Genomic DNA, 23,690 nt, shown 5'->3' on the forward strand with positions numbered 1-23,690 from the left:
GAATTTCGGAAGGTCAACAACCGTTGCGCAAGCTTCTGGCCTCCGATCCAAACTCTTTTGGAAAGCAAGACCTTTACCAGAAATGTTTGTTTCTGGCAGGGGTCTTTTTCTTTTCCTCCGCCGAAACTGCAAATAATGAGAGAGGGATGCGTGATTTGCTGAAAAATCAGGATACCATAAGAAGGGAATCCGTTTGGAAGGAGGAGCTGCCCTTGAATAGCTATCTGAAAGAATCCGCCGACGTACTGCGGGAACTCAACAGCCGCACCGACGGCCTTTCACCGGAGGAGGCGAAGCGCCGGCTGCTGGAGCAGGGGCCGAACCGGCTGAAGGACGCCGAAAAAAAATCATTTCTGTCCCGGCTGAAAGAACAGCTCATGAATCCGATGATTTTGATCCTGCTGGCCGCGGCGGTCATTTCCGGACTGATGGGAGAAATGACGGACGCCTCCGTTATTTTGTTCGTGGTCCTGCTCAACTCCATCCTTGGGATCGTGCAGGAGAACAAATCCGAAAAGGCGATTGAGGCACTGCAGAAAATGACTGCCTCCCGGGCCAAAGTGCGTCGCGGCGGTGAGATCTCCTCCATTCCCTCCTCCGAACTGGTGAGGGGCGACATCGTCCTATTGGAGGCGGGGGACGCCGTCCCCGCGGATTTGCGCCTTCTGGAGGCGGCTTCGCTGAAAATGGAAGAGGCCGCGCTGACCGGCGAATCCGTCCCCGTGGACAAAACATCGGACGCTCTCCAGGCCTCGGAGGGAGTTCCTCTGGGCGACCGGACCAATATGGCCTATCTGGGGGGCAGCACCGTTTACGGCCGCGGAACAGGCGTTGTCACAGCGACTGGAATGAACACTGAAATGGGGAAAATCGCAGACACGCTGGCCAAAGCGAAAGAAGAAGAAACCCCGCTGCAGCGGCGGCTGGATCAGCTCAGCCGCCTGCTGAGCATCGGAGTGCTCGCCATCTGCGCGTTCGTGTTTGCGTTCAGCCTTTTTACCCTGCACGATTACAGCTCTCAGGCCGTGCTGAACACCTTTCTGCTGGCGGTCAGCCTGGCCGTCGCCGCCGTTCCGGAAGGTCTTGCGGCCGTGGTGACGATCGTGCTTTCGATCGGCGTTTCCAAAATGTCGGCCCGAAATGCGATTATCCGAAAACTGACGGCGGTGGAGACTCTTGGATGCACCCAGGTGATCTGCACGGATAAAACCGGGACCCTGACTCAAAACAAAATGACGGTAGTCGATACGTTCGGCGAACGCACGCTGCTGCCAAAAGCTTTCGCCCTGTGCAGCGATTCCCGCCTGAACCCCCAGAGCGGCGAAATCGTCGGCGAGCCGACCGAAAACGCGCTGGTCGCCTTCGCGCTGAAGGAAGGCTTCGACAAAAACGGATTGGAAGCCGGATTTCCGCGCAGGGGCGAGGCCCCGTTCGACTCGATGCGCAAAATGATGACCACTGTGCACGTCCTTCCGGAGGGCGGGCTGATCCAGTACACAAAAGGCGCGCCGGATGAAATCTTAAAGCGCTGCGGCAGCGTGATGCGGGACGGAGCCGTTCTTCCGATGACGGAGGAGTTCCGCCGGGAAATTCTCGACGCGAACCGTGACATGGCGGGCCGGGCCCTGCGGGTCCTGGCCGCCGCGCAGAAGCCGCTGTCCGCCCTGCCGGACGGCTTTACTCCGGAAAAGCTGGAAACCGGCCTGACTTTTCTGGGCCTTGCCGGCATGATCGACCCCGTGAGGGAAGAAGCCGCGGAAGCCGTGCGCGAATGCCGCCGGGCCGGAATCCGCCCGGTTATGATTACCGGGGACCACAAGGATACCGCGGCGGCCATCGCCGCCCAGATCGGCATCGCGGGACCCGGGGAAACCGTCATGACCGGCAGCGAGCTGGACCGCCTCTCCGACGGGGAGCTCAGGGAAGCCGTGCAGCGCTGCGGGGCCTACGCCCGGGTGCAGCCGGAGCATAAAGTCCGCATTGTCAGCGCTTTGAAAGACCTCGGCCTGATCACCGCCATGACCGGTGACGGCGTGAACGACGCTCCCGCCCTGAAAACGGCGGATATCGGCGTCGGGATGGGCATCACCGGCACGGATGTGACCAAAAACGCGGCGGACATGGTGCTGGCCGACGACAATTTCGCCACCATCGTCTACGCGGTTCGGGAAGGGCGCAGGATCTACGACAACATCCTGAAAACCATCCAGTTCCTGCTCTCCTCCAACCTCAGCGAAGTGATCTCCATTTTTGTCGCGACTCTGCTCGGCTTCTCCCTGTTCCGGCCGATCCATATTCTTTGGATCAACCTGATCACCGATAGTCTGCCGGCCGTCGCTCTTGGGACGGAACCGGCCGAAAAAGGGATCATGGGACGCCCGCCCCGCGGCAAAAGCGAAAGCCTGTTCGCGGACGGACTCGGAGCCGACGTTCTCTACCAGGGCGCCGCGGTCGCCGCGCTGACCCTGCTCGTCTACTGGATCGGCAGCCAAAGCGGGCCGGACGTCGGCACCACCATGGCCTTCGTCACCCTGTCGATGTGCGAAATCTTTCACTCGTTTAATCTGCGTTCCCGCAGAGGCTCCGTATTTCTTCTGCACGGTCAGAATAAGATCCTTCTCGGCACCATGCTGGCCGCTCTGCTGCTGACCTTCGCAATGGTCGAGCTTCCGTTTCTGGCCTCCGTCTTCTCAATGGTGTCGCTGACGGCGCGCCAGTACATGATCTCCATCGGAACGGCGCTGCTGATTCTGCCCATCGTGGAAGCGGTGAAGGCGGTCCAGCGTTTTTTGAGCCGCTGACCGGCTCCGGGTTGCAGCGATGTGATATAATAGGGGAAAAAAGGGGAAATACAGATGAACGCTGAAATCCGGTATTTGTATCACAGCGGTTTCTCGTTGGAAACCGCCGGTCATTTTCTGATCTTTGATTATTATCTCGACACTCCGAAGGGCTGCGGGCTGTCGAAAGGGGTCATTGATCCGGAGGAAATCCGCGATAAGAACGTCGTCGTTTTCGCCTCCCACAGCCATCCGGATCATTACAGCCCAAAAATTTTCAGTTGGAGGAAAGCCGTCGCGAACATTCGCTATGTCCTCGCGGATGAGATCCACGCGCCCGAGGACGCCGTGAAAATCGCGCCGGGCGAAACCGCCGACCTGGGCGGCCTGACCGTGCGCGCGCTGGAATCGACCGATCTGGGCGTTGCGTTTTTGGTCCATACCGACGGACTGTGCGTCTACCATGCGGGCGATCTGAACTGGTGGCACTGGGATGGCGAACCGGAGGAGGACAACGAAGAGATGGGCCGGCGCTACCGGGAACAGATCGACAAACTGCGCGGCGAGGAAATCGACGTGGCCTTTCTGCCTGTCGATCCCAGGCAGGAGCAGAACGCGCTGCTCGGCCTGACTTATTTTATGAAAACGGTCGGAGCAGAATCCGTCGTTCCGATGCATTCATTTGGGAAACTGGAATTTTACGAATCGCTGAAAACCGATCCCTCATTGAAACCCTGGTTGAACAAGGTGCTGTTTTACCGGGACCGGGGAGATGTCATGACCTATCAAAAGCGCTGAAAAGCTATAAAGGGAGGCTCCCGTGCGGGGAGCCTCCCTTTTTTTAGACCGGACGAAAATCCGTTAATCCTGCAGCTTCAGCTGGCTCAGCGTGTTCTTGAGCACCTGGGCAAGGCGGTTCAGTTCCTGGCTGGTCGCGGAGCTCTGCTCCGCCGTTGCGGAATTGGACTGCACTACGGCAGAAATTTGCTCGGAGCCCTGATTGATCTGCCCGATCGCCCTTGCCTCCTCGGCCGCGGATTTCGAGATGGCTCCAAACAGAGTGGTCATCGACTCGACGCTGTCCACAATTTCCTTCAGGGACGTGGCTGTCTCATCCGCTATTCTGCGCCCTTCCGTCACGGCGCCGATCGAATCCTGAATCAGCACGGAGGTGTTCTTTGCCGCTTCCGAGCTCTTTCCGGCCAGGTTGCGCACTTCGTCCGCAACAACCGAAAATCCCTTGCCGGCCTCTCCCGCCCTCGCGGCTTCCACCGCCGCGTTCAGCGCGAGGATATTGGTCTGGAATGCGATGTCCTCAATCGTCTTGTTGATCTTTTCGATCTTTCCGGAGGATTCTTCGATCCGGGCCATTGCGGCAATCATTTTTTCCATCTGTTCGCTTCCGTGCGTGACCTGGTTCCTTGCGTCCAGAGCGATCGAATCCGCCTTTTTAGCGGATTGGGCGCTCTCGTCCACCTTCTGATTGACTTCTTTCAAAGAAGCCGAAAGCTGTTCGATGGTTCCCGCCTGCTCCGTGGCTCCCTGAGCCAGCGCGTGAGCGCCCTCCGCCACCTGCTGCGATCCCCCCGCAACCTGATCGGCCATTTGGCTGATCTCACCGAACGTAGAATTCATAGACTGGATGATCGCGTTCAGCGCGTCTTTGATGGCGGTGAAGTCGCCCTGGTAATCCCGCTGCGGAGTCACGGTGAAATCACCGTCCGCCATGCCTCCCAGGACGGCGGAAATTTCCTCGATATACCCGTTCAGGGATTCCACGGTGGACCCGAAAGTCTTCGAGAGCGATTCGATTTCGTCCTTTGTGCGGACGGCGGGAACCTCTGAATGCAGGTCTCCGTCCGCAAGGGTTTCAATGCGGCCCGCAAGGGACAAAACCGGCTTTACGATCGGAACGGCAACTCTGTTGGAAACCAGGATCGACAAAAGGATGAACGCGGCGATGAGTCCAAGCATGATGCAGATCGCCGTATACATTCCGGACAGCATCTCGGATCTGACGGCCACCACGCCGATCGACCAGTCCGTGTTCGAAATCGGAAGGTAGGAAACGTAGACCTGCTGCCCTTCAAGCGTCGTCAGATCCCCTCCCGTTTTTGCCTCCGCCATCTTCTTGACGACCTCCGCGATACCGGAATAGGAGGGATCTTTTTTCGCAAGCTCTATGTAATTGACAGAGTCAAGGACATTGTTTATTTTTTTATCCGCGATAATTTTCCCGGCATTGTCCACAATAAAGCCATAGCCCGATTGGCCGATTGAAACGCTGTTCAGGAGGCTGTTCAGCGTGCCGATCGAGATGGAGCACGTGAGGACGCGGGGCAAACCGCCTTCTTCATCGTTGATGGGAGTCGCCATTGTGACCAGCATCCCGCTGTCCTCCTGGGAAAAATAGGTGCTGGAGGTGGCAAAGCGGCCATCCAGCGCTTTTTTAAAATAGTCTTCGCCGCTGATGTCCTTGCCTCTGACCGTTTTGCCCGTACTTTCGGCCAGATCGACTTTGAAGAAGCCGTGAACCATGCTCTGATAATCCAGTTCTTTGGCCAGGTCGTCGTTCGACAGCGACTTGTCAAAAAGCTTGCTGTCCTCTGAAATATCCGAAACCGCAGTGCGGAATTTATCCAGTGAATTGTCCACAACCTGGCTGTAGGCATTCGCGGATTGAGCCACCTCATCCTCCATAAAGCTCATGGAATTCTGATAAATCAAAAGCACTGACATCCCGCCGAAAACGATGCAAATGGAAACTGTGATCATCATAAAGCGAAGAAGAAGCTTTCTCTTCAGTCCCTTTTGGCGAACGGCTCTTTTTTTCGCAGTCGGGCCGGATTTTGCACGGATCAGCTTTTTTCTTTTAAAATGTGTTTGAAAAAACGACTTGAAATGAATTTTTTTCAATTTCAGCAACTCCCGGTAATGATTTATTTTGTATGAAGGACAATCAGATCCGCAATTTGCTGCAAGGGCGCCTGCTTCACCACGGCCCCGATCTCAAAGGCTGCCATCGGCATCCCGTAAACGACGCAGGTAGCCTCATCCTGACCGATGGTGTAAGCGCCCGCTTCTCTCATGCGCAGAAGGCCTTCGGCGCCGTCCCTCCCCATTCCTGTAAGAAGCACGCCGACTGCTTCCGGCCCGGCCGTCTCGGCCGCGGAGTCAAACAAAACTCCGACCGACGGGCAGTGCCCGTTCACGCGTTCCCCGCGAACGCATTTGACATAATATCCCGCCCTGTCTTTTTTCAGCATAAGATGCAGCCCGCCCGGCGCAATCAGGGCGCTTCCCCGGCCGACACGGTCGCCGTCCCGCGCCTCCGAAACCCGGATTCCGGAAATTCCGTTCAGGCGCTGGGCGTACATTTTGGTAAAGCCGGACGGCATATGCTGGACAATGACAATTCCGGGCAGGCCGTCGGGCAGGCGTTTCAGAATCTCCGCCGTCGCGTCCGTCCCTCCGGTGGAGGCGCCGATCAAAATCACGCGCTCCGGTTTTGCCGGCGGGGGCGGCGCCTTCGCCTTGGGCGCGTGCGCGCCCGCGGGTATGGCGGAAGCAACGGCGATCTTAGCTTTCACGCAGGCCTCGCTGCAAAAGGCCCGCCAGCTTTTCCTGTCCTGATCCCCGGGGAGCTGAACCAGATCGTCGGCTTCCATTCCGCGGACGCTCACGGCATCCTCGTCCGGCCTGACCAGGGCAACCAAAGGGATGCCGGCCGCTTCGATCAGAGAGGCCGCGCTCCCGCCGAACAGCCTCGCCCCCGCAATGACCACATCCGGCTCAAACGTGTTCAGCACGGAAACTGCCTGTGAAATACTGCTCACAGTCCTGATCTCGCCAAACGCGGAGTCCCCGGACATGCCTTCCTTCATTGCGGAGAGAATGTGTGGAGAGTCGTCTGCTATCAGGGCTTTTATTGGTCGAAAGGGCATAGCGCTTATCCTTTCTGATAAATAGAAGGTTCGATATATCGCAGCGGAATCACATCCCGCTGAACGGTTTCCGAGTGGCCGATCAGCAAATATCCGCCGGGTTTCAAGCTTTCATAGAATTTCCGAATCAGATTGTTTTTGGTTTCCTGATCAAAATAGATCATGACGTTCCTGCAGAAGATCAAATCAAACGGCTGATGAAACGGAAACGGATCCATCAGGTTCAGGCTACGGAAAATAACCTCTTTCTTAATCTCTTCGCTCAGAACATAGGCCTGCCCCTCCCGGACGCGAAAGTACCTTGTCCGCCACCCGTCCGGAAGGTTCCGGAGGGACTCCGCGGAATAAACCCCCTGCCGTGCCGCCTCCAGCACCCTTGTGGAGATATCGGTGGCCAGAATCCGGTAGTCCCAGCCGGAACACGGTCCGAACCACTCCCGCATCACCATGACCGCCGTGTAGGCCTCCTCCCCTGTGGAACACCCCGCGCTCCAGACCCGCAGGCATCTGTCCGGCCGGTTGTCCGTCAGTTCAGGAAGAATGACATCTTTCAAAAATTCAAAATGCCGCGGTTCCCGCATAAAGTAAGTGTGGTTGGTCGTCAGGCGGTTCATCATGGTATTCAATTCGTCCGGACTGCTGCGGATGAGACTGAAATACTCCGTAAAGCTGGAGATGTTTTTTTCGGCAAGTACAGAAAAAAGGCGCGCCTCAATCAGGAGGCGCTTTTTCCCGAGGTTAATGCCGAAGTTTGTGCGGATAAAGCTCACAAGCTCCTGAAATTCCCCGTCGGTTAAATGGATCATTCGGCCTCCCATATTTTCCGTTTCAGCTGGCATTGTACAGGTTCTGCACATTTAAGATCAGGCTGATGCTGCCGTCCCCGAGGATCGCACAGCCGTCGATCCCGTTTTTCTTGATTTTGAACTGATTCAGGTAAGCAGGGAGAGGCTTGACGACCACCTGCTGCTCGCCGAGCAGCGCGTCCGCGAAAATGCAGAAGGAGTTGTCGTGGGTGCCCACCAGGATCATGATTCCGCCGCCGATATCCTCTACCTCCGTATCGAGGTGATAGGCCTTGTGAAGGCGGACGACCGGATAATAGCGTTCGCGCACCATGATGATCTCATGCATGTCGGTATCGTACATAATGTTCTCGTCCCTCGCTTTGAAGGACTGAAGAATATTCTTGATCGGAATCGTGAACATCGTGTCCCCGACGGAGATTTTCATGCCGTTGACAATCGCAAGGGTAAGCGGTATTTTGAAAATGACCCTGGTCCCCTCTCCCTGCTTGCTTTCCACCGTAACTTCCCCGCCGATTTTCTCCACGTTCTCCTTGACGACATCCATGCCGACGCCGCGCCCGGAAAACTCCGTCACCACGTCGTTGGTGGAAAATCCCGGCATCAGGATAAACTGGTTCACCTCATGGTCCGTGTAATCGTCGGCCGGTTTGGTCAGCAATCCCTTTTTATTGGCTTTGTCGAGCACCGCCTTACGGTCGATGCCCGCGCCGTCGTCGGAAACCGTGATCAGGATCTCGCCTCCTGTGTTTTGCGCAGAAAGCGTGATGGTCCCCATTTTGGGCTTCGAGGTTTTCGCCCTTTCCTTTTTTGATTCGATTCCGTGGTCCATCCCGTTGCGGACCAGGTGCATAATAGGATCCGCAATGCTGTCCACAATGGTCTTGTCGACCTCGGTTTCTTCGCCGATCAGGACGAGCTGGACCTCCTTGTCAAGCTTTTTGCTCATGTCGCGAACAATCCGATTCATCTTCTGGAAAACGGTGGAAACGGGAACCATCCGGATGGACATGACAATTTCCTGCAGTTCATCGGTCAGCTTGCGCAGCTGCCGCGATGATTTTGTAAAGTTGTTGTCCAGCCCTGCCTGCTGAAGCGCCGGTGTTGAGGTAACCATCGATTCCATAATCACGATTTCCCCCATCAGGTCCATCAGGCTGTCCAGCTTGGAGAGATTGACGTTGATGAGGCTTTGCTTGACCGGCGAATGGGTCTGCTGGGCCGCTTTTTGCGGCTGGGGGCCGGCGGCGGACTGCCCTGCGGACTGCCGCTTTTTCAGCGCTTCGCCCAGGATGGAATAGGTTTTCGTATAAGTAAATGCCTCAACGGCCGGAATCGCCTGGTCGCGCGCCTTTGGCTCACGGAAAAACAGGTAGAAGCCGTCTTTCTGGATTTGGGAAGCGGTGGTCTTGTCCGTTTCGATCTCACGGGGCTGGTAATCGAATTCGTCGCAGGAGTCCTGCAGGCTGTTGACCAGCATAAACGCTCGCAGATTTTCCATCTGCGCATCCTCGTCGAAAAAGATTCGGATGGCAAACGGAAATCCTTTTTCGGACTCCTCTTCCAACAGCCCGGCTTCCAGGCCGGAAACGGCCGCGGCGTCCTTCCGGGCGGCTTCCTGCGCCGCGCCCTGGTCCGCCTCGGCTGCGGGAACCGCCGCATCGGCGGAAATCTTTTTGAGGAAACCGTTAATTTCCTGCTCCAACGTGCCGATATTGTTTGTGAGCGGCTGTCCCTCCTGGACTTTCTTCACTTCCGCCCTGAGAAAATCCCCCGATCGGAACATCAGGTCGAACAGGCCTTCCAGGTCTTTTTCACCGATTCCCTTTTCCCTGACGAAAGCAAAAAGGTCTTCCATCTTGTGGGAGATGACCGCCAGGCTGTTGAACTGCATCATGGCGGATGAACCTTTAATGGTGTGCATGATCCGAAAAATTTCGTTGATGCTGTCCTGATCCAGATTTTTGTTCTTTTCACTTTCTATCAGAATATCGTCCAGATGCTCCAGCAGATCAGTCGTTTCAAACAAATAGACGTCCAACATGGATTCGTTTCCGCTTTCCATATATGTCTCTCTCCCATCCTATTAATGAAAACTGGGTTTCCGGAATCCGGATGATAGGTTTCACCGATTCCTTATTTATTACATTTATTGCTTTTTATTATATCGACCATTTTCTAATAAAATTAACAGAATTTCTCCTGATTTTATGAAAGAGGTGCTTTTATGCCGGAAAACCTGCGTATCACCGCTCCGGTCCCAAACAGCGACGGAATTCTGAAGCCGAATCCGTCCGCTCAGTCGTCTCCGGTCGAGCCCATGGAACCGGCCAGAGTGAATCGGCCCAACGCGCAGGATCAAAATACCGATTCGGCGTCCCTGAACCTGTTGCTTGGCAAAAACTCCGTATTCGGAAAATTCATTCAGCAGCTCAGGCAGACGCCGGCGCTTTCAGAAACACTCGGCAAGCTGCTCTTCACCGCCGTGCGCAAAATGGAGGCCTCCCCGTCCTCTCTGCCGGAAAGCTCCGTTTTGAGGGAGCTGGCGTCCGGTCTGACGGCAGAACAGGAGGACCTGGTGAAAAGCCTGATCTCCCAGCAGAAGGGCAGCAGCCTGTTCTCCGGGCCGCTTTTTCAACTGCTGGGCCGCATTTCGGAACAGGCCGGGGACCCGCAGCTGGACCTGAGGGTCGCCTCGTTTCTGAAAGCTTTCGACGGTTTTTTCTCCGTGAAGGATACGACCGCGGCGATCGCTTCAAACCTTGACAGGATCGGCCGGCAGATTCCGGCCGGCGACGCGAAGCAGCTCGCGCTTCTCGCTGAAAAGCTCAACACGGCGGATCCGGAAAGACTGCTGGGCAGCAACCTGAATCTTTTGAAAAAAGAAATACTTCCGTTTCTGTCCGCATATGTTTCAAAGAGCAGCGATTACGGCGAAATGCGGGAAACGATCTCCCTTCTCCTGCAGAACGCCTCGATTCTGAATATAAGCTCCCGTGAAAATCTGGAGGCTCAGTACCGGCGGCTGGTTTCTTATTGTGACCGCCGCGTCGGGGAACCGATGCTCCGGCTGATGCGCTCCTTCTACGAAGAGGCGGTCAGCCCGGAGCGCGGAAAGACCGAAAATCATTTTTTTCGGTCCCTGGTTTCCCTGCTTTCCCAAGGCGGAGGGTCGGACGCGCCGGAAACCGACAAAGCGGTCTATGCGGATATCAGCCGGTCCCTGCTTCTGGACAACAGCGTCTATATGCCGTTCACTCACATTCTTCTGCCGGCGGTCGTCCAGGGCAGATTTCTGTTCGCCCAGATCTGGATCGAAAAAAAAGGCAGCCGGGAAGAGGAACGCGCTCCCGCCGGCAGGACTGCGGAACCGATCCGCCTGTACCTGACATTCACCATTCAGGATCTGGGATATTTCGAGGCGAGGGTTGAGCTGACAGGCAAGAAGGTCGACCTGGCCCTCTCCTGCCCGGAAAAACTGCTTGCAAAGAGAGGACCCATCGCGTCTTCTCTGGGGCAAATCCTTGTAAAAAACGGCCTTGCATCCGGGGACATCCGTCTGTCCTGCTGTGAAAAGCCCGAAGTCCCGGATCTGATTGTCCGGAAGATAATGGAAAGGAAGCGGACGGTCGATGTCACCATTTGAAAAGCTTCAGAAAGCGGCCGCTCTGAAATATGACGAAAACTCGGACGGCGCTCCCATCGTGGTCGCGTCCGGAATGGGCGATACCGCCAGGCAGATCGTAAGCCTTGCGGAAAAGAACGGCGTGCCGGTATTCCGCGACGATTCCCTCGCGACGCTTCTGTCCCGGCTGGACGCGGGCGTCCAGATTCCTTCGGAGCTGTACCGCGCCGTCGTCGATATCTATATCTATTTTCTCGGCTTTCACGCCGATTCCGCCGGCAACGTGGCGGAGCAGCCTGAAATGGAACAGGAAAAAAGCTAGGCCGACAAAATTCTGATAAGTTTTTGTCTTTGCGCTAACATTTCAGTCCAATAGGACGATAATAGATAATGGGAAACTGAAAGCGTATTTGACAAAAAGCGAATAAGGTGAGGAAACATGAAAAAGACAAAAAAGAGCGCAAAAGGCACGTTCTCCGTCATGGAGAACATCCCTTCGGAAAAGCATCTGACCTTCTTCATCGACCGGCAGCTCTATGCCCTGCCGACTTCCCAGGTTGTTGAAATCATCCGGCTGCAGCCCATCACCCTGATGCCGAACCTTCCCGACTACGTGAAGGGCGTCATCAATCTGAGGGGAAAGATTGTCCCTCTCATCGATATGAGGCTCAAATTTTCAAAGGAATCCATTCCATACGACAACTTGACCAGCATCGTCATTGTGGAGAACGGCGACATGACGGCCGGCCTGATCGTCGATTCGGTCAAGGATGTCAGGGATATTGCAAAAAGCCAGATTTTCGACGCGCCGAAGTACAAGAAAAGCGTCGGTGACCGGTATGTCGCCGCCATCGCGTCTTTGGGAAAAGAATCCGCCATGGTCCTGGATATCGCGCGCGTCCTTTCGGAGCGCGGCGCCGATTCCGCGCCGGCGCGCCATTCTGCGGATCAGATGCTGAAAACCGCAGCCGAATAAATCCGGTTCAGAGAGCAATGCAAGACAAAGTTGGGGGGCTTACCATCGAATGCTGCCAATTCCTGAGGACTACCTCCGGTCGCCATGTGAAGTCAAGGCCATGGACAACAAGCCGATCCTGACAGGCTATCTTGGCTGGATAGGGGAAGACGGGATCCAAATCGTAAACAAGGCGGAACCGCTTCCCATCGTCCACTGCAATACCACTGTCAGAATCAGCGTATTCAGCACCGCGCTGGGATTCCGCGTTCTGGTCGGGAAAGTATACCTTTCGTCGCCGGAATTTATCCGGATTTCGGACGTGCAAAGTTTGGCAGACTATGAAAAAAGAAATTTTTTCCGCGTCAGGGTTGATATTGAAACAGAGGCCTTCCCTGAAAACGAGGAAGGCGAAATTCGGAAGGGCAGTGAGGCCATCGCGGTCAGCATCAAAGATCTCAGCCTGAGCGGTCTTTATTTTTTCAGTTCCAGGAAACTGGAGGTCGGCGACCGGCTGTCCGTCAGGCTGAGCCTTTACGATTCGGCCGTCTTCCTCAGCTGCAGAGTTGTGCGCAGGCTCCTGCTGGAGCGGGCGCAGGAGGATGGGTACGGATGTGAGTTCCTGAACAACTCCGGCCCCAAGGGCGATCTTTTATGCAAATATCTTTTCGATTGCCAGCGGGAACAGATCCGCACGATGAAGGAACGGCAGCTGTGAGCGACCCGGAACCGAACCACGCGGGCCAGCGTCCCTGAAGAATCATAATTTACTCTACGAGGTGAATCATATGCAAAACAACTTGGCGGAAGAGGGAATTGGCCAAGACAGCGAACAGGCCGCCCTGATGACCAAATATCTCACTTTCTGGACGGACGGCGAACTGTTCGGCCTTCCGATTTCGGATGTCGTGCAGATTATCAGCATGCAGGGAATCACGCCGCTTCCGGATTTTCCGGACTACGCAAAGGGCGTCATCAACCTGCGCGGGAATATCATACCGGTCATCGATATCCGCGTGCGTTTCGGCAAGCCCGAAGCCGAATACAATGAAAACACCTGCATTATCGTGACCAGCATCGAGGATTCCTACATGGGCTTCATCGTGGATGCGGTCGACGAGGTCACCGATCTTGATGAAGACAGCATCTCTCCGCCGCCGAAGGTTTCCAAGGATATCACCAACCGTTATCTGACGGGAATCGGACAAATCGAAGAGAAGGTCATTCTTCTTCTGGACGTCGCAAAGATTCTTTCGGAAAACGAACTGACGGAAGTACATGAAACCGCCGCTCAGAACAAAAGCGCCGAAGCAGCGGACAAGCATCCGGAAACCCCGGTTGTAGATCTGCGGGCTGCTGCGGTGAAAAAAAACGAAGGAGAGTAATCGGAGTATGCATCCATATCTTAATTTGAAGATCCGTGGAAAATTGATTCTGAACATCACCGTTATTTCCCTGCTATTTGTTATCCCTTATGTAGTCTGTCTCATCATGATTTCGGCGAACAAGGGAAATCCGGATGCTTTGTTGAGCGCCGTAAGGACCATGACCCCGATTATGGTCGCCGCTTTCGTCGTGATCTGGCTGATCGGCATTTATATGGTCGCGAGGTTTTCCAGACATATGGCCGGCGCGATCGATGAAATTTCCAGAGTCTCCAAGGAGATTTCCGAAGGCAAGCTGGACGTTAAAGTGAGTTACGAATCAAATGCCGAACTGGGCCGGCTGGCCAAATCCGTCAATGAGCTTTCCGAGAAGCTGACCACGGCCGTCAGGGAGATCATTTCCCTTCTGGATAAGATGGCAGAAGGGGATCTGACGGCGGAATCCCACGTTGTGTGGGAGGGAGACTGGGCGCGGATTAACAATTCGATGAAAAATATTTTTCAATCCCTGAATTCAATTTTCTCAAAGGTCCAAAGCGCGTCGGATCAGACTTCCAGCGGCTCCGAACAGGTGGCAAGCGGCTCCCAGGCTCTGGCGCAGGGTGCAACGGAACAGGCAAGTTCGATCGAACAGCTGTCCGCGACGATCCTCGAAGTCTCCGGCCATGTGAAAAAGAATGCCGCGAACGCCGCGGAAGCAAACCGCTCTTCCAGCGAAGAAGAGCAGAAGCTGAAAGACGCCAGCGCCAAAATGGATGAAATGCTGAAAGCCATGGGAGAAATCAGCGAAACTTCCAAGCAGATCGGCAATATTATCAAAACGATTGACGACATCGCTTTTCAGACGAATATTCTCGCTTTGAACGCGGCTGTGGAAGCGGCCCGGGCGGGCGCCGCCGGCAAGGGCTTTGCCGTCGTCGCGGATGAAGTCCGGAACCTTGCCAGCAAAAGCGCGGAAGCGGCGAAAGATACAACCAGCCTGATCGAGAACGCCGTAAAGTCGGTCAATAACGGCACAAAGGTGGCCGACGTCACGGAAAAGACCCTTCAGGAAGTCATTCAGTCCGCGAACCGCACCAACGAGCTGGTCAACGAGATCGCAAACGCCTCCAACCAGCAGGCGACGTCCATCGGCCAGATCACACAGGGCATTCAGCAAATTTCCGCCGTCGTGCAAACGAACTCCGCGACAGCGGAGCAGAGCGCCGCCGCAAGCGAGGAGCTGGCCGCCCAGGCGAAAGAGCTGAAACGCACTGTATCCGGCGTCAAGCTGCGTGACGACGACGCGCGGGCACAGAAGAAGGGTCCTGAGAAAAAGCCGGCGGCAGTCCCCGTAAAAGAACAGCTGGAAGCCAGCGGCAGACCCTCGGAAAAACAAAGCGGGGAAAAACGCAAGGCGCAGCCGCAGCGTCCGGCCGCCGTGCCTGTGCATGCCCAGGCCGCGGGCGATGACAAATACGTCTGATATTTAACGCACAGATCGTCAGGGACGTCCTCAAAAACCGAGGGCGTCCCTCTTTTTCATCCGCCGGCAGGAAACGTCACGGCCCGCTTTTGTGCGTATAAATCCCAAAAGACCGAACTTTCTCATAAATATTTCACCCGGCGTGCCGATATATGTTACAGATCGGATTTTATTGACAAATTCTACCGGTCACAGGAGGAATCCCCATGAGTTCATCCAGTTCAGCTACTTCTTCGGCAAATCTTCAGACTTCATCAATCTACCGTCTGACCGGTACAAACCTGTACTCGGGGCTGGATACGGACAGCATTATCAAGGCTCTTGTATCCAATACGCAGAGCAGGATTGACAAACAGCAGCAGTTGGAACAAATCGCCGAGTGGAAAAGGGATTTATACCGCGATGTAACTTCCTCCATGCAGGATTTTGAAAACACCTATTTTTCCTATACCAGCGATACCAACCTGTTGAGTTCGACATTTTTTAAAACCTCCGGCATCAGCAGTTCTTCCAGCGTGGTCAGCGCGACGGGCAACGCCGGCAATGCGGACAGCCTTGTGATCAACAGCATTTCGCAAATCGCCTCCAAGGCTTCCTACAATTCCACCCAGCAGGTGTCGGACGAGGCGATCACCTCCGGTGAAATTTACGACAGCTGGACGCAGTCTGCCGTCGGCGGCAAGTCGCTCATTGTCAATTATAACGGCACTGATTATACCCTGACCATGAGCAGTTCGGTCAAGCTGGATTCCGAGAACATGTCCGCGACGGATGCGGACGGTTACAACGTTGAATTAAAGAAGATTGTGGACGGACTGAACAGCCAGATCAGCCAAAACAGTTCGCTGAACGGAAAAGTCAGCTTTTCACTGAATCAGGACAACAGCATCGTGCTTTCAGCCGCGAATTCTGCCGATACGGTCGGCGTCTCGGCCTATAAGACAAGCAGCGACACGACCAGCGGCCCGGCATTCCTGAGCGCTCTGGGCCTCACGGAAGGAAGCGGAACGGGATCGGTTTCCGGCTCCGCGATCGACACGGACCCCGCCACAAGCAGCCTTTTCAATAAAACCGTATCCTCCTCGTCCTACCTGAAATTCACCATCGGCAGCGACGAATACACGGTCAAGATGGGGACCGATATAACCATATTGGGTGCTACGGACGGCGGATATGCCTCCGCCATCGCGACCCAGCTCCAAAAACAGATCGACGCGAATTCCGACCTCAAGAGCAAAATAAGCGTGACGGCCGACACCGGCACCGGGAAAATCACTTTCACCTCCCTGGACGGCAGCGACCTTTCCGTCAGCGGAGGGTCGCAGAACCTGCTGCAGGGGCTCGGGATCAATACGTCCGACACCGGCACCAGCGTCCAGACCTCAGGGGTGGACGCGTCCGCCCTCTTCCAATCCTATTTCGGCGATGCGCTGGCTGGCAGCACCATGACGTTCAGCCTGGACGGCGTTTCAAAAACCGTCACGTTCGACGCCACCGAGGAAGCGGAATACTCCACCGTCGGCGACTCCAGCAGCGGTCTGATCCATTACCTGCAGGGCAAACTGACAAATTTATTCGGCACGGATTCGTCCACCGGGGATCCGAAAATTCAGGTTGCCGCGACCGGCGAAGGCGGGATCCAGTTCACGACAGACGACAGCACTTCCGTGCTTTCCGTCACTTCCTCCGACAGTTCCAATGTTCTGAACCAATACGGAGCGCTGCGGATTTCCTACGGGGAAACCAATCGCGTGGAGACCAGCAAGACGCTGAGTGAGCTTGCCGGCGAATTGAAACAGACCCTGACGGCCGGTGACGACGGCCAGTACACGATTTCCATCAACGGCAAGACGCTTTCCTTCGACGGGGACACGACGCTTTCCAAAGTGATCTCCCAGATAAACGACGACGAGGATATGGGCGTGACCGTCGCTTATTCCCAGACGACTAATTCCTTCCGCATCACGGCGGACGACAGCGGTTCCCAGAGCGAAATCGAATTCAGCGACGTCAGCGGAAATCTCGCTTCCGCTCTGTTCGGCACTTATGATTCGGATCATCTGACCGCCGGCAAGGATCTGAAAATGAACGTCACCATCAATGGAACTACAACGGATATTGTCCGCTCTTCCAACACAACGACCCTGGATGGAATCAACCTGACCGTTACCGGCACCACCGACGAAGCCGTCACGCTTTCCTCGGAGAGCAACGTGGACGATCTCGCGGATAAAATCGTCGATTTCATCAATGATTACAACAAAATCATCGACAAAGTAAATACCCTTACCTCGCAGATGCCGAATACGGATGAGGATTATGTGCCCCTTACCGACGCGCAAAAAGAAGACATGACGGACGACGAAATCGACAAATGGAATACGGAAGCCAAAAAGGGCCTGCTGCAGAATGATTCCGCGCTGAACGGAATTCTGAACGACCTGCGCGAGGCCATGACGAATGTTGTGAGTTCCGCCGGACTGTCGCTGAACCAGCTGGGAATTTCGACGCAGGCCTACGATTACACCTCCGGCGGCCAGCTGGTCGTGGATACGGATACCCTCAAGGAAAAGCTTCAAAGCGACCCGGATACCGTAATAAAGTTTTTCACGGACGAGGACGGCGTTTCGTCACGGGTGAAAGACGTGCTGGACAAATATGTCGGCACATTCGGCGGCGACGGAGTCCTTCTGCAGCTTGCCGGCACAAGTTCCGACGCGAACGATACCAGCCAGCTGACGACGCAGATCAAACAGTACAAAAGCACCATCTCGGACCTCAAAGACCAACTGCAGACGGAAGAGGACCGGTATTGGACAAAATTCACCGCAATGGAGCAGTCGCTCAGCATACTGACCTCGCAAAGCGACTACCTGACCTCTATGTTCAGCAGCGACTCCTGATCCCGGCAGCGATTAAGAAAACAGAAGGGGAAAACTGAAATGGCGGACAACAACAATTTGATCATGCAGTATCAGGAGCAGTCGATTCTCACCATGTCGCGGGGCGAGCTTCTGGTCAAATTATATGACGAACTGCTGAAAAGCCTGAGATATGCTTCCATTCTTTTCGGCCAGGAACAAATGGAAGGCGCGAAGAAATACACTGCAAAAGCAAAGGACATCGTCAATTACCTCTTTGCCATTCTGGACGACCGATACAGCATCTCCGCGAGTCTGAAACAGATTTATTCCCGTATACTCGGACAGATCATCAAGGCCAATGTCTCCGGGGATCCGGCCGTCCTGAACGAAGTCATCTCAGCCGTGCAGGAACTGAGAACCGCCTGGGCCACGGCGGAAAAAGCAACCCGAATGCAAAACGGCGCAGGTGGAAAACAGCAGGCCGCCCTGTAAGGGCGGCCCCTTTCACAGGAGGTGTAAATACCGTGGCAATCTCGGAAGAACTGCAGGCCTGTCTGGACCAAAAACAGGTTCTCTTAACCCGCCTGCTGAACCTGTCCCGTCAGATTGAAACCCAGTGTTCCCGTGAAAAACCGGAAGATCCTTCCGCTTTGATCCGGCAGCGCCAGGTTTACATTGACCGGCTGAAAAAATGCGCGGACCGGATCGGTCTTTTGCTGGCAAAGCTCCCTCACGAGGAACGCGAGCGAACGGATTCGATTCTTTCCGCCCGATTGCCGAAGGCGCAGTGCAGCGCCGGGGAAGCGTCTGCCATGGAGCGGGAAGCGCAATGCCGCTCCCTGCTGAGGGAACTCTCCGCTTCCGACGCGGAGAGCAGGAGGCAAATGAAAAAGGAGTGCGACCGGCTTCAAAAGCTGGTCAACAACTCCCGCGGCAAGGGGAAAAAAGATTCCCTTTTTTCAAATTTTAAAACTTAAAGTCTCTTTTCTCCTTTTGCGAAGGATTTCACGACCACCATGCCCGTGTCCGTGTAAAAATAAACGGTGCGCCCATAGTTCAGCCCCGTATCCTCCGCCTGAATGCGGATTCCAAGATCCGCGAGCGTCTTTTTCACCGCGGCGATGTTTCTCGCTCCAATGCTGCCGAACGCGCTGTCGTCCGCGACTTCAAACATCTTGGCTCCGCCCGCGATCTTTGCCTGCATCCTGGCGCGCAGGCATCCCATTGCCTCCATGTCCCCGACCATCACCGGCAGACAGGAATCCGCGTAGCGGTTGATTTGGTCCCCGGCGTTATTCTCCGGCCGGCAGGGCAGCATAATATGGGCAAGTCCTCCGATTTTTAAAGCCGCATCATAGAGACAGATGCCAATACATGACCCCAGCGCGTAGGTGACCAGCGCGCCGGGGTTTTGTGTTATTTTCACGTCCGAAATGCCTACCGTGATCAATTCGCTCATAGCTGAATCCCCAGACTGCTCATTAGTTTATTCAGTGAGGCAATGTCCGGGATCAGCATCATATTCGCTGAAATCGTCTTGCTTGCGCTGAGAAAGTCATCCTCGATAAAAATGATTTTATCGGACACGGAACCCATTTCCGCGGCGGGAACCGTGAGCAGGGCTCCGGCCATGTCTGCCGTGACGGCCGGCACGGAAATTTTAATTTCAAGGTTGGAAAGAGACGCGATCGAAGCCGCATAGGCGCCGATCATGATGTTGCCGATTTCCGAAAGCGCGGAATACTCCATGTCGGAAAGGGACGCGCAGTCCGCCCCGCTTTCGCCAAGCAGGGTCTCCAGCAAAGACTGCGTGAATTCCTGCTCGATGACAAACATCATAAGGCCGTGAATATCTCCGTTCAGCTCCACCAGAATCGCCACGACCGGCGTTTCCGGCCCGCCAAGCGCGCGGTCCGCCTCGCTGATATCCAGAATGCGCACAACGGGCGTCACCATGTCCACTTCGCGGTTCAGCATCTGCGAAAGGGAGGTCGCCGCGTTTCCCGCTCCAATGTTGCCGATTTCCTTTAAGACATCAATATGCATCTCATTTAGCTGGCTCAAATTTTCTATTGCCATAGGCACGCCTCGCTTTCAGGATCATGTGCGGTCAACAGGCTGTATCGGCGAGCTGACAATATGTTCGTGATCCGCATAGAATTTTGTCGCGCTGTAATCGGAAGAAAGGGTCTCGGTAAAACTGCCGATCGTCATCCTTGTTCCCGCATAGGCGATGCGCAGCGCAGCGACTTTGAAATCCAAAATTGCCAGGCCGCTCTGGTCCGCCGTCCCCATCGCGCTGATTTTCGTCTTCAGGTAATCGATTCTGGATTCCGCCAGTTCTTTTTGAGAATTGGCGCTTTTCAGTAATTTTTTGGCTTTCAGGGAAAGCGGATCTTTCTGGAGAAACAGGGCGATCGTCTCCGCCTGGGAACACAGGGTCTGAAGATTCTTCTCCTCCTCCGAGAGCTCCGCTTTGACGGAATCCAGGCTTTCCTCTTCTCTGCCTGTAAGCAGGCCGTCCAGCACGCCGGACACAATGAGGACCTCCGTGCGGGCGCCCCCGCTGCCGATCGTGTTGGCGGTAATGGAGCGTCCCGCCTGATAGCGCCCCCCGGCCAGAAGGCCTTTCCTGCCGCGGGCCATAATTGAATTTCCCGCCTTGACCATGCTGTTAAAAATGACGTCGGCCCGCAGATCGCCGGCACATTCAACCGTTGCGTTCTCAATGTACTGGGCGGAAACACTTCCCTTGGCAATCAATTTTCCCCGGCTCATCCCGTTCATTCCGCAGGATATGGCGATATTCCCGCCGGCCTCCAGCATGGCTCCTTCCACCATGCCGCGGACATTGATATCCATTCCGGCTTTGATGGAAAAGCCTTCCAGGACATCTCCCTGAACGATGACGGTCCCGAGAAAATCGATATTCCCGGAAGAGCTGTCCACATCACCGCGCACAACAAACACTTCACTGATGCTGAGGTTCGCGTTCTTATATTCGATACAGCCGTCCGAGTCCGCGGTCAGAGTCAGCCCGTCCTCCGAAACTGCCGTATTCTTTCCCTGGGGAAAGCTCGGAATTTTCCCGCGCCGGTATTCCACCGGATTGTTATAGACATCGATTCCGTTTTCCCCGGGTTCGGGGGGAAGGATCCTGCACAGCACATCGCCCTTTTTCACATTCTGCACGATTCCAAGATTGCGGTAATCCACCGTGCCGTCTTCGCGCTCCTCCGGCATGAAATTCTGCTCCCTCTGGAACAGATACTCCAGTTTGCCGTCCTTTTCGTCCACCGGAGAAAGACCCCTGGCACAGACAAGGTCGAGAAAATATTTTTTGTTTTCACAATAATCGCGGATGACGCTTTCCAGCACGCCGTAAACGATTCCGTTTTCCTTTAAAAACGCCACGATTTCCTCAAAGGAAACCGACTGGCCATGAAAGGCCGTTTTAACCCTGATGGTTGCTTCCAGCCGGTCCGACGACACGCTCAGCTGTATTTCCGGTTTTTTCAATTCTTCCTTCTGATCTGATTCCGCCATCCGATTCCCCTTATCGTCCGGTGCATTCAATTTTTACTCCCCCTCCTGCATGAAAAACATTCATCGCAGACTGTTGACCGTCTGCGTGGTATTGTCCGAAATAGAAAGGATATTCGCATTAAAGGAAAACGCCTTCTGTGAATTGATCAGCGCCGTCATCTCATCCGCCAGATTCACCGCCGAATCCTCAATGCTTCCCTGAATCGCCTGAACATTGGAATCTATCGCCAAACCGGAAGCTGCGGTCTCCTCCAGATAATTGTCCCCCGACTTTTTAAGCCCGCCGCAGTTCCGAAAGGAATAAACGCCTACGCTCTGCTTCTCGTTTTCGTCCTTCACCGAAATCGCGTTCCCGGACTGGTCCAGCACAAGCCCCCCATGCGAATCCGAGAGGAAAAAGCCGCCGTCGGAGTTTTTCGAGAGCTGGAAGCCACCGTTGCGCGTGAAACGGACGAGGCCATCCGAACATCTCACTGCGAAAAACGCATTCTCAGCGGGAAGCGCGTAATCAAGCGGACGGTTGGTCCGCTCAACGCTTCCCTGACCGAAAACCGTGTCCGTTTTGTCGGCGCGGTCCCCATGGCCGACCTTCAGGCTGTTTTCCGTCTCCGGCCCGTGCACGCCCGTGTAAACCAGGTCTGCAAATGAAACTTTGTCCGGCTTAAACCCCTGCGTCGACGCATTCGCGATGTTATTGGAAGTCACATCCATCTTCTGCTGCTGCGCGATGGCGCCGGCGGCAGCCGTGTAAAAGGATGTCATCATAACGTTCCCCTCCCCTCCTTAAAGTTTTGAAATATCCACCGCCTGATCCAGCACGGTATCATACATCTTCAGCGCCTGCGAGCAGGTCTGGAGCTCACGCTGGGAGGAAAGGGCGTTTGTCATCTCCTCCGCCATGTCCACATTGGAGCCTTCCAGCGATTTCCATAAAATGTTCGGATCTGTGACCGGAACGGCGGAAGCACCCTGGAACATCCCCTCCCCCACCGTTCTCAGCGCGGCGTTGTCCGGAAAGCGGTAGACGGCCAGACTGCCTGCGGAGCGGCCTTCCGCAGTCAGATTGCCCTGCCCGTCCGACGAAAGGTCGTCCGTTCCGGGACGGATCGGTCCGCCGTCGGTGCCCAGCACTCTGCCCTGCCCCTTGAGGACCAGATAGCCGTCTTCATCCAGATTGAAGCTTCCGTTTCTCGTGTAAACGGTCCCGCCGTCTCCCTGGACGGCAAAAAAGCCGTCGCCATTGATGGCAAAATCCAGCTTTCTGTCCGTCTGCGAGACGGTCCCTCCGGAAAAATCGGTCACGGCTTCGTCCGCGGTGTTCATCAGCGAAGCCGTGCCGACGGGCGTTCTCTGCCCATCGACCCTCTCAATGACCATGCTGCCGAATGTTTTCGGCATGACCCGGGACTTTTTAAATCCGTTGGTGTCGGTGTTCGCCACATTGTTGCTGATTGTATTCAGGACCCTGCTCTGTGTCAGGATGCCGGAACCCAGCATATAGAACCCTCTGACCATATCGAGTCTTTCCTCCTTTCACTGTTTCAGATAACTTTCCAGGCTTCTTTTCAGCTTTCTCAGCGCGCTGGAATGGATCTGCGACACGCGTGATTCGCTGATCCCCATCACGTGGGAGATTTCCTTGATTTTCAGCTGTTCCTTATAATAAAGGGAAATGACGATTCTCTCCTTTTCCTCCAGCAGGTCGATGTCGCGCTGGAGCATGCTGCTCAGTTCCTTTTCCGCGACGGTCTGTTCCGGGCCGTCGGAAGAATCAGCGCCGCGCAGCGCAAGGCTCTCCACTCCCTTTTCATAAACCAATTCCTCAAAGGAAAGCATGTTCATCGAGCAGGTTTCCGCCAGCATTTTTTCGTACTCCGAAAGGCTGATCTTCATGTAGTCCGCGGTTTCCTGTTCCGTCGGGCTGCGGCCGAACCGCTGGTTCAGGACTTCGTCCGCCTCGTTCAGCGCCTTTGCCATCTTTTTCAGCCTGCGCGGAAAACAGTCCTGGCGCCGTATGTAATCAATCATCGCGCCCCGGATCTTGATGGATGCAAAAGTCTCAAATTTAACATTTTTCAAAAGATCGAATTTAGACACGGCGTCCATCAGCGCAATCAGGCCCTCGCTTATTATATCGTCCAGATAATTAAAATACTGATAGTGCCCTACAATTTTTATCGCGATACACCGCACAAGGTAACTGTACTGACAGATCAGCTCATTGCGCGTTTCGACGTCCCCGGTTCTGTTGTACCGGGCCCAGAGCTCGCGGACCGGCAGCTCCCGCTCCCTGATCCCGTAATCTTTCGTCATACAGCCC

At 55.0% G+C, this 23,690-nt stretch carries 21 protein-coding genes; 11 read left to right on the top strand and 10 right to left on the bottom strand.

The annotated features are described in order from the left end of the window. Positions 1 to 212 precede the first annotated feature (212 nt). Both EQM14_RS13290 and EQM14_RS13295 read left to right on the top strand, forming a co-directional pair. Positions 213 to 2,801, top strand: coding sequence for a cation-translocating P-type ATPase (locus EQM14_RS13290; RefSeq protein ID WP_243112534.1), 2,589 nt, complete (start codon positions 213 to 215; stop codon positions 2,799 to 2,801). A gap of 54 nt (positions 2,802 to 2,855) precedes the next feature. After that, positions 2,856 to 3,578 (top strand): MBL fold metallo-hydrolase, encoded by a 723-nt coding sequence (locus tag EQM14_RS13295; protein ID WP_128743667.1) that lies wholly within the window; start codon positions 2,856 to 2,858, stop codon positions 3,576 to 3,578. A gap of 63 nt (positions 3,579 to 3,641) precedes the next feature. On the opposite strand, the gene EQM14_RS13300 is transcribed toward EQM14_RS13295, so the two are convergent. The 4 genes from EQM14_RS13300 to EQM14_RS13315 form a co-directional block, all read right to left on the bottom strand. Continuing rightward, on the bottom strand, positions 3,642 to 5,696 hold the full coding sequence (locus tag EQM14_RS13300; RefSeq protein ID WP_128743668.1) for a methyl-accepting chemotaxis protein: 2,055 nt from the start codon (positions 5,694 to 5,696) through the stop codon (positions 3,642 to 3,644). Positions 5,697 to 5,719: 23 nt separating this feature from the next. Further along, the gene (locus EQM14_RS13305) at positions 5,720 to 6,616 is read right to left on the bottom strand and encodes a CheB methylesterase domain-containing protein (RefSeq protein WP_243112535.1); all 897 of its coding nucleotides are present in this window, start codon (positions 6,614 to 6,616) and stop codon (positions 5,720 to 5,722) included. A gap of 113 nt (positions 6,617 to 6,729) precedes the next feature. Next, entirely contained in the window at positions 6,730 to 7,530 is an 801-nt protein-coding gene (locus EQM14_RS13310) for a CheR family methyltransferase (protein ID WP_128743670.1), read from the bottom strand. Positions 7,531 to 7,552: 22 nt separating this feature from the next. After that, complete coding sequence (locus EQM14_RS13315; protein ID WP_128743671.1) at positions 7,553 to 9,595, bottom strand: chemotaxis protein CheA; 2,043 nt, start codon at positions 9,593 to 9,595, stop codon at positions 7,553 to 7,555. 162 nt (positions 9,596 to 9,757) lie between these two features. On the opposite strand from EQM14_RS13315, the gene EQM14_RS13320 reads away from it, so the two are divergent. The 9 genes from EQM14_RS13320 to EQM14_RS13360 all read left to right on the top strand — a co-directional run bounded on the left by EQM14_RS13320 (position 9,758) and on the right by EQM14_RS13360 (position 18,801). Continuing rightward, a complete protein-coding gene (locus EQM14_RS13320) occupies positions 9,758 to 11,176 on the top strand; it encodes a hypothetical protein (RefSeq protein ID WP_128743672.1) in 1,419 nt (472 codons plus the stop codon). After that, a complete protein-coding gene (locus EQM14_RS13325; RefSeq protein WP_128743673.1) occupies positions 11,163 to 11,477 on the top strand; it encodes an EscU/YscU/HrcU family type III secretion system export apparatus switch protein in 315 nt (104 codons plus the stop codon). Before EQM14_RS13320 ends, EQM14_RS13325 begins: the two co-directional genes overlap by 14 nt. Positions 11,478 to 11,594: 117 nt before the next feature. Next, positions 11,595 to 12,131 carry a chemotaxis protein CheW gene (locus EQM14_RS13330; RefSeq protein ID WP_128743674.1) on the top strand — a complete coding sequence of 179 codons (537 nt, stop codon included), beginning with the start codon at positions 11,595 to 11,597 and terminating at the stop codon, positions 12,129 to 12,131. A 49-nt stretch (positions 12,132 to 12,180) separates the two neighbouring features. Beyond that, a complete protein-coding gene (locus EQM14_RS13335; RefSeq protein WP_128743675.1) occupies positions 12,181 to 12,828 on the top strand; it encodes a PilZ domain-containing protein in 648 nt (215 codons plus the stop codon). Positions 12,829 to 12,898: 70 nt separating this feature from the next. Further along, a complete protein-coding gene (locus tag EQM14_RS13340; RefSeq protein ID WP_243112536.1) occupies positions 12,899 to 13,495 on the top strand; it encodes a chemotaxis protein CheW in 597 nt (198 codons plus the stop codon). Positions 13,496 to 13,502: 7 nt separating this feature from the next. Then, entirely contained in the window at positions 13,503 to 14,960 is a 1,458-nt protein-coding gene (locus EQM14_RS13345; protein ID WP_128743676.1) for a methyl-accepting chemotaxis protein, read from the top strand. A gap of 206 nt (positions 14,961 to 15,166) precedes the next feature. Further along, the gene (gene fliD, locus EQM14_RS13350) at positions 15,167 to 17,863 is read left to right on the top strand and encodes a flagellar filament capping protein FliD (protein ID WP_128743677.1); all 2,697 of its coding nucleotides are present in this window, start codon (positions 15,167 to 15,169) and stop codon (positions 17,861 to 17,863) included. Between the two features lie 39 nt (positions 17,864 to 17,902). Next, positions 17,903 to 18,316 (top strand): flagellar export chaperone FliS, encoded by a 414-nt coding sequence (gene fliS, locus EQM14_RS13355; protein WP_128743678.1) that lies wholly within the window; start codon positions 17,903 to 17,905, stop codon positions 18,314 to 18,316. Between the two features lie 32 nt (positions 18,317 to 18,348). Then, positions 18,349 to 18,801, top strand: coding sequence for a hypothetical protein (locus EQM14_RS13360; RefSeq protein ID WP_128743679.1), 453 nt, complete (start codon positions 18,349 to 18,351; stop codon positions 18,799 to 18,801). Here EQM14_RS13360 and EQM14_RS13365 read toward each other — a convergent pair. From EQM14_RS13365 to EQM14_RS13390, 6 genes are read right to left on the bottom strand one after another with little or no spacing between them, the layout of a single operon-like run. After that, a complete protein-coding gene (locus EQM14_RS13365) occupies positions 18,798 to 19,283 on the bottom strand; it encodes a chemotaxis protein CheD (RefSeq protein WP_128743680.1) in 486 nt (161 codons plus the stop codon). The two genes, EQM14_RS13360 and EQM14_RS13365, sit on opposite strands and share 4 nt — an antisense overlap. Next, entirely contained in the window at positions 19,280 to 19,903 is a 624-nt protein-coding gene (locus tag EQM14_RS13370) for a chemotaxis protein CheC (RefSeq protein WP_243112537.1), read from the bottom strand. Before EQM14_RS13370 ends, EQM14_RS13365 begins: the two co-directional genes overlap by 4 nt. A 21-nt stretch (positions 19,904 to 19,924) precedes the next feature. After that, positions 19,925 to 21,370, bottom strand: a complete 1,446-nt coding sequence (locus EQM14_RS13375; protein WP_128743681.1) for a DUF342 domain-containing protein — start codon at positions 21,368 to 21,370, stop codon at positions 19,925 to 19,927. A gap of 60 nt (positions 21,371 to 21,430) precedes the next feature. After that, a complete protein-coding gene (locus tag EQM14_RS13380; RefSeq protein ID WP_128743682.1) occupies positions 21,431 to 22,135 on the bottom strand; it encodes a flagellar hook-basal body protein in 705 nt (234 codons plus the stop codon). A gap of 18 nt (positions 22,136 to 22,153) precedes the next feature. Then, positions 22,154 to 22,885 (bottom strand): flagellar hook-basal body protein, encoded by a 732-nt coding sequence (locus EQM14_RS13385; protein WP_128743683.1) that lies wholly within the window; start codon positions 22,883 to 22,885, stop codon positions 22,154 to 22,156. Positions 22,886 to 22,903: 18 nt separating this feature from the next. After that, positions 22,904 to 23,683, bottom strand: coding sequence for a sigma-70 family RNA polymerase sigma factor (locus tag EQM14_RS13390; RefSeq protein ID WP_128743684.1), 780 nt, complete (start codon positions 23,681 to 23,683; stop codon positions 22,904 to 22,906). Positions 23,684 to 23,690 lie beyond the last annotated feature (7 nt).

The organism is Caproiciproducens sp. NJN-50, from assembly GCF_004103755.1.
GTDB lineage: Bacteria > Bacillota > Clostridia > Oscillospirales > Acutalibacteraceae > Caproicibacter.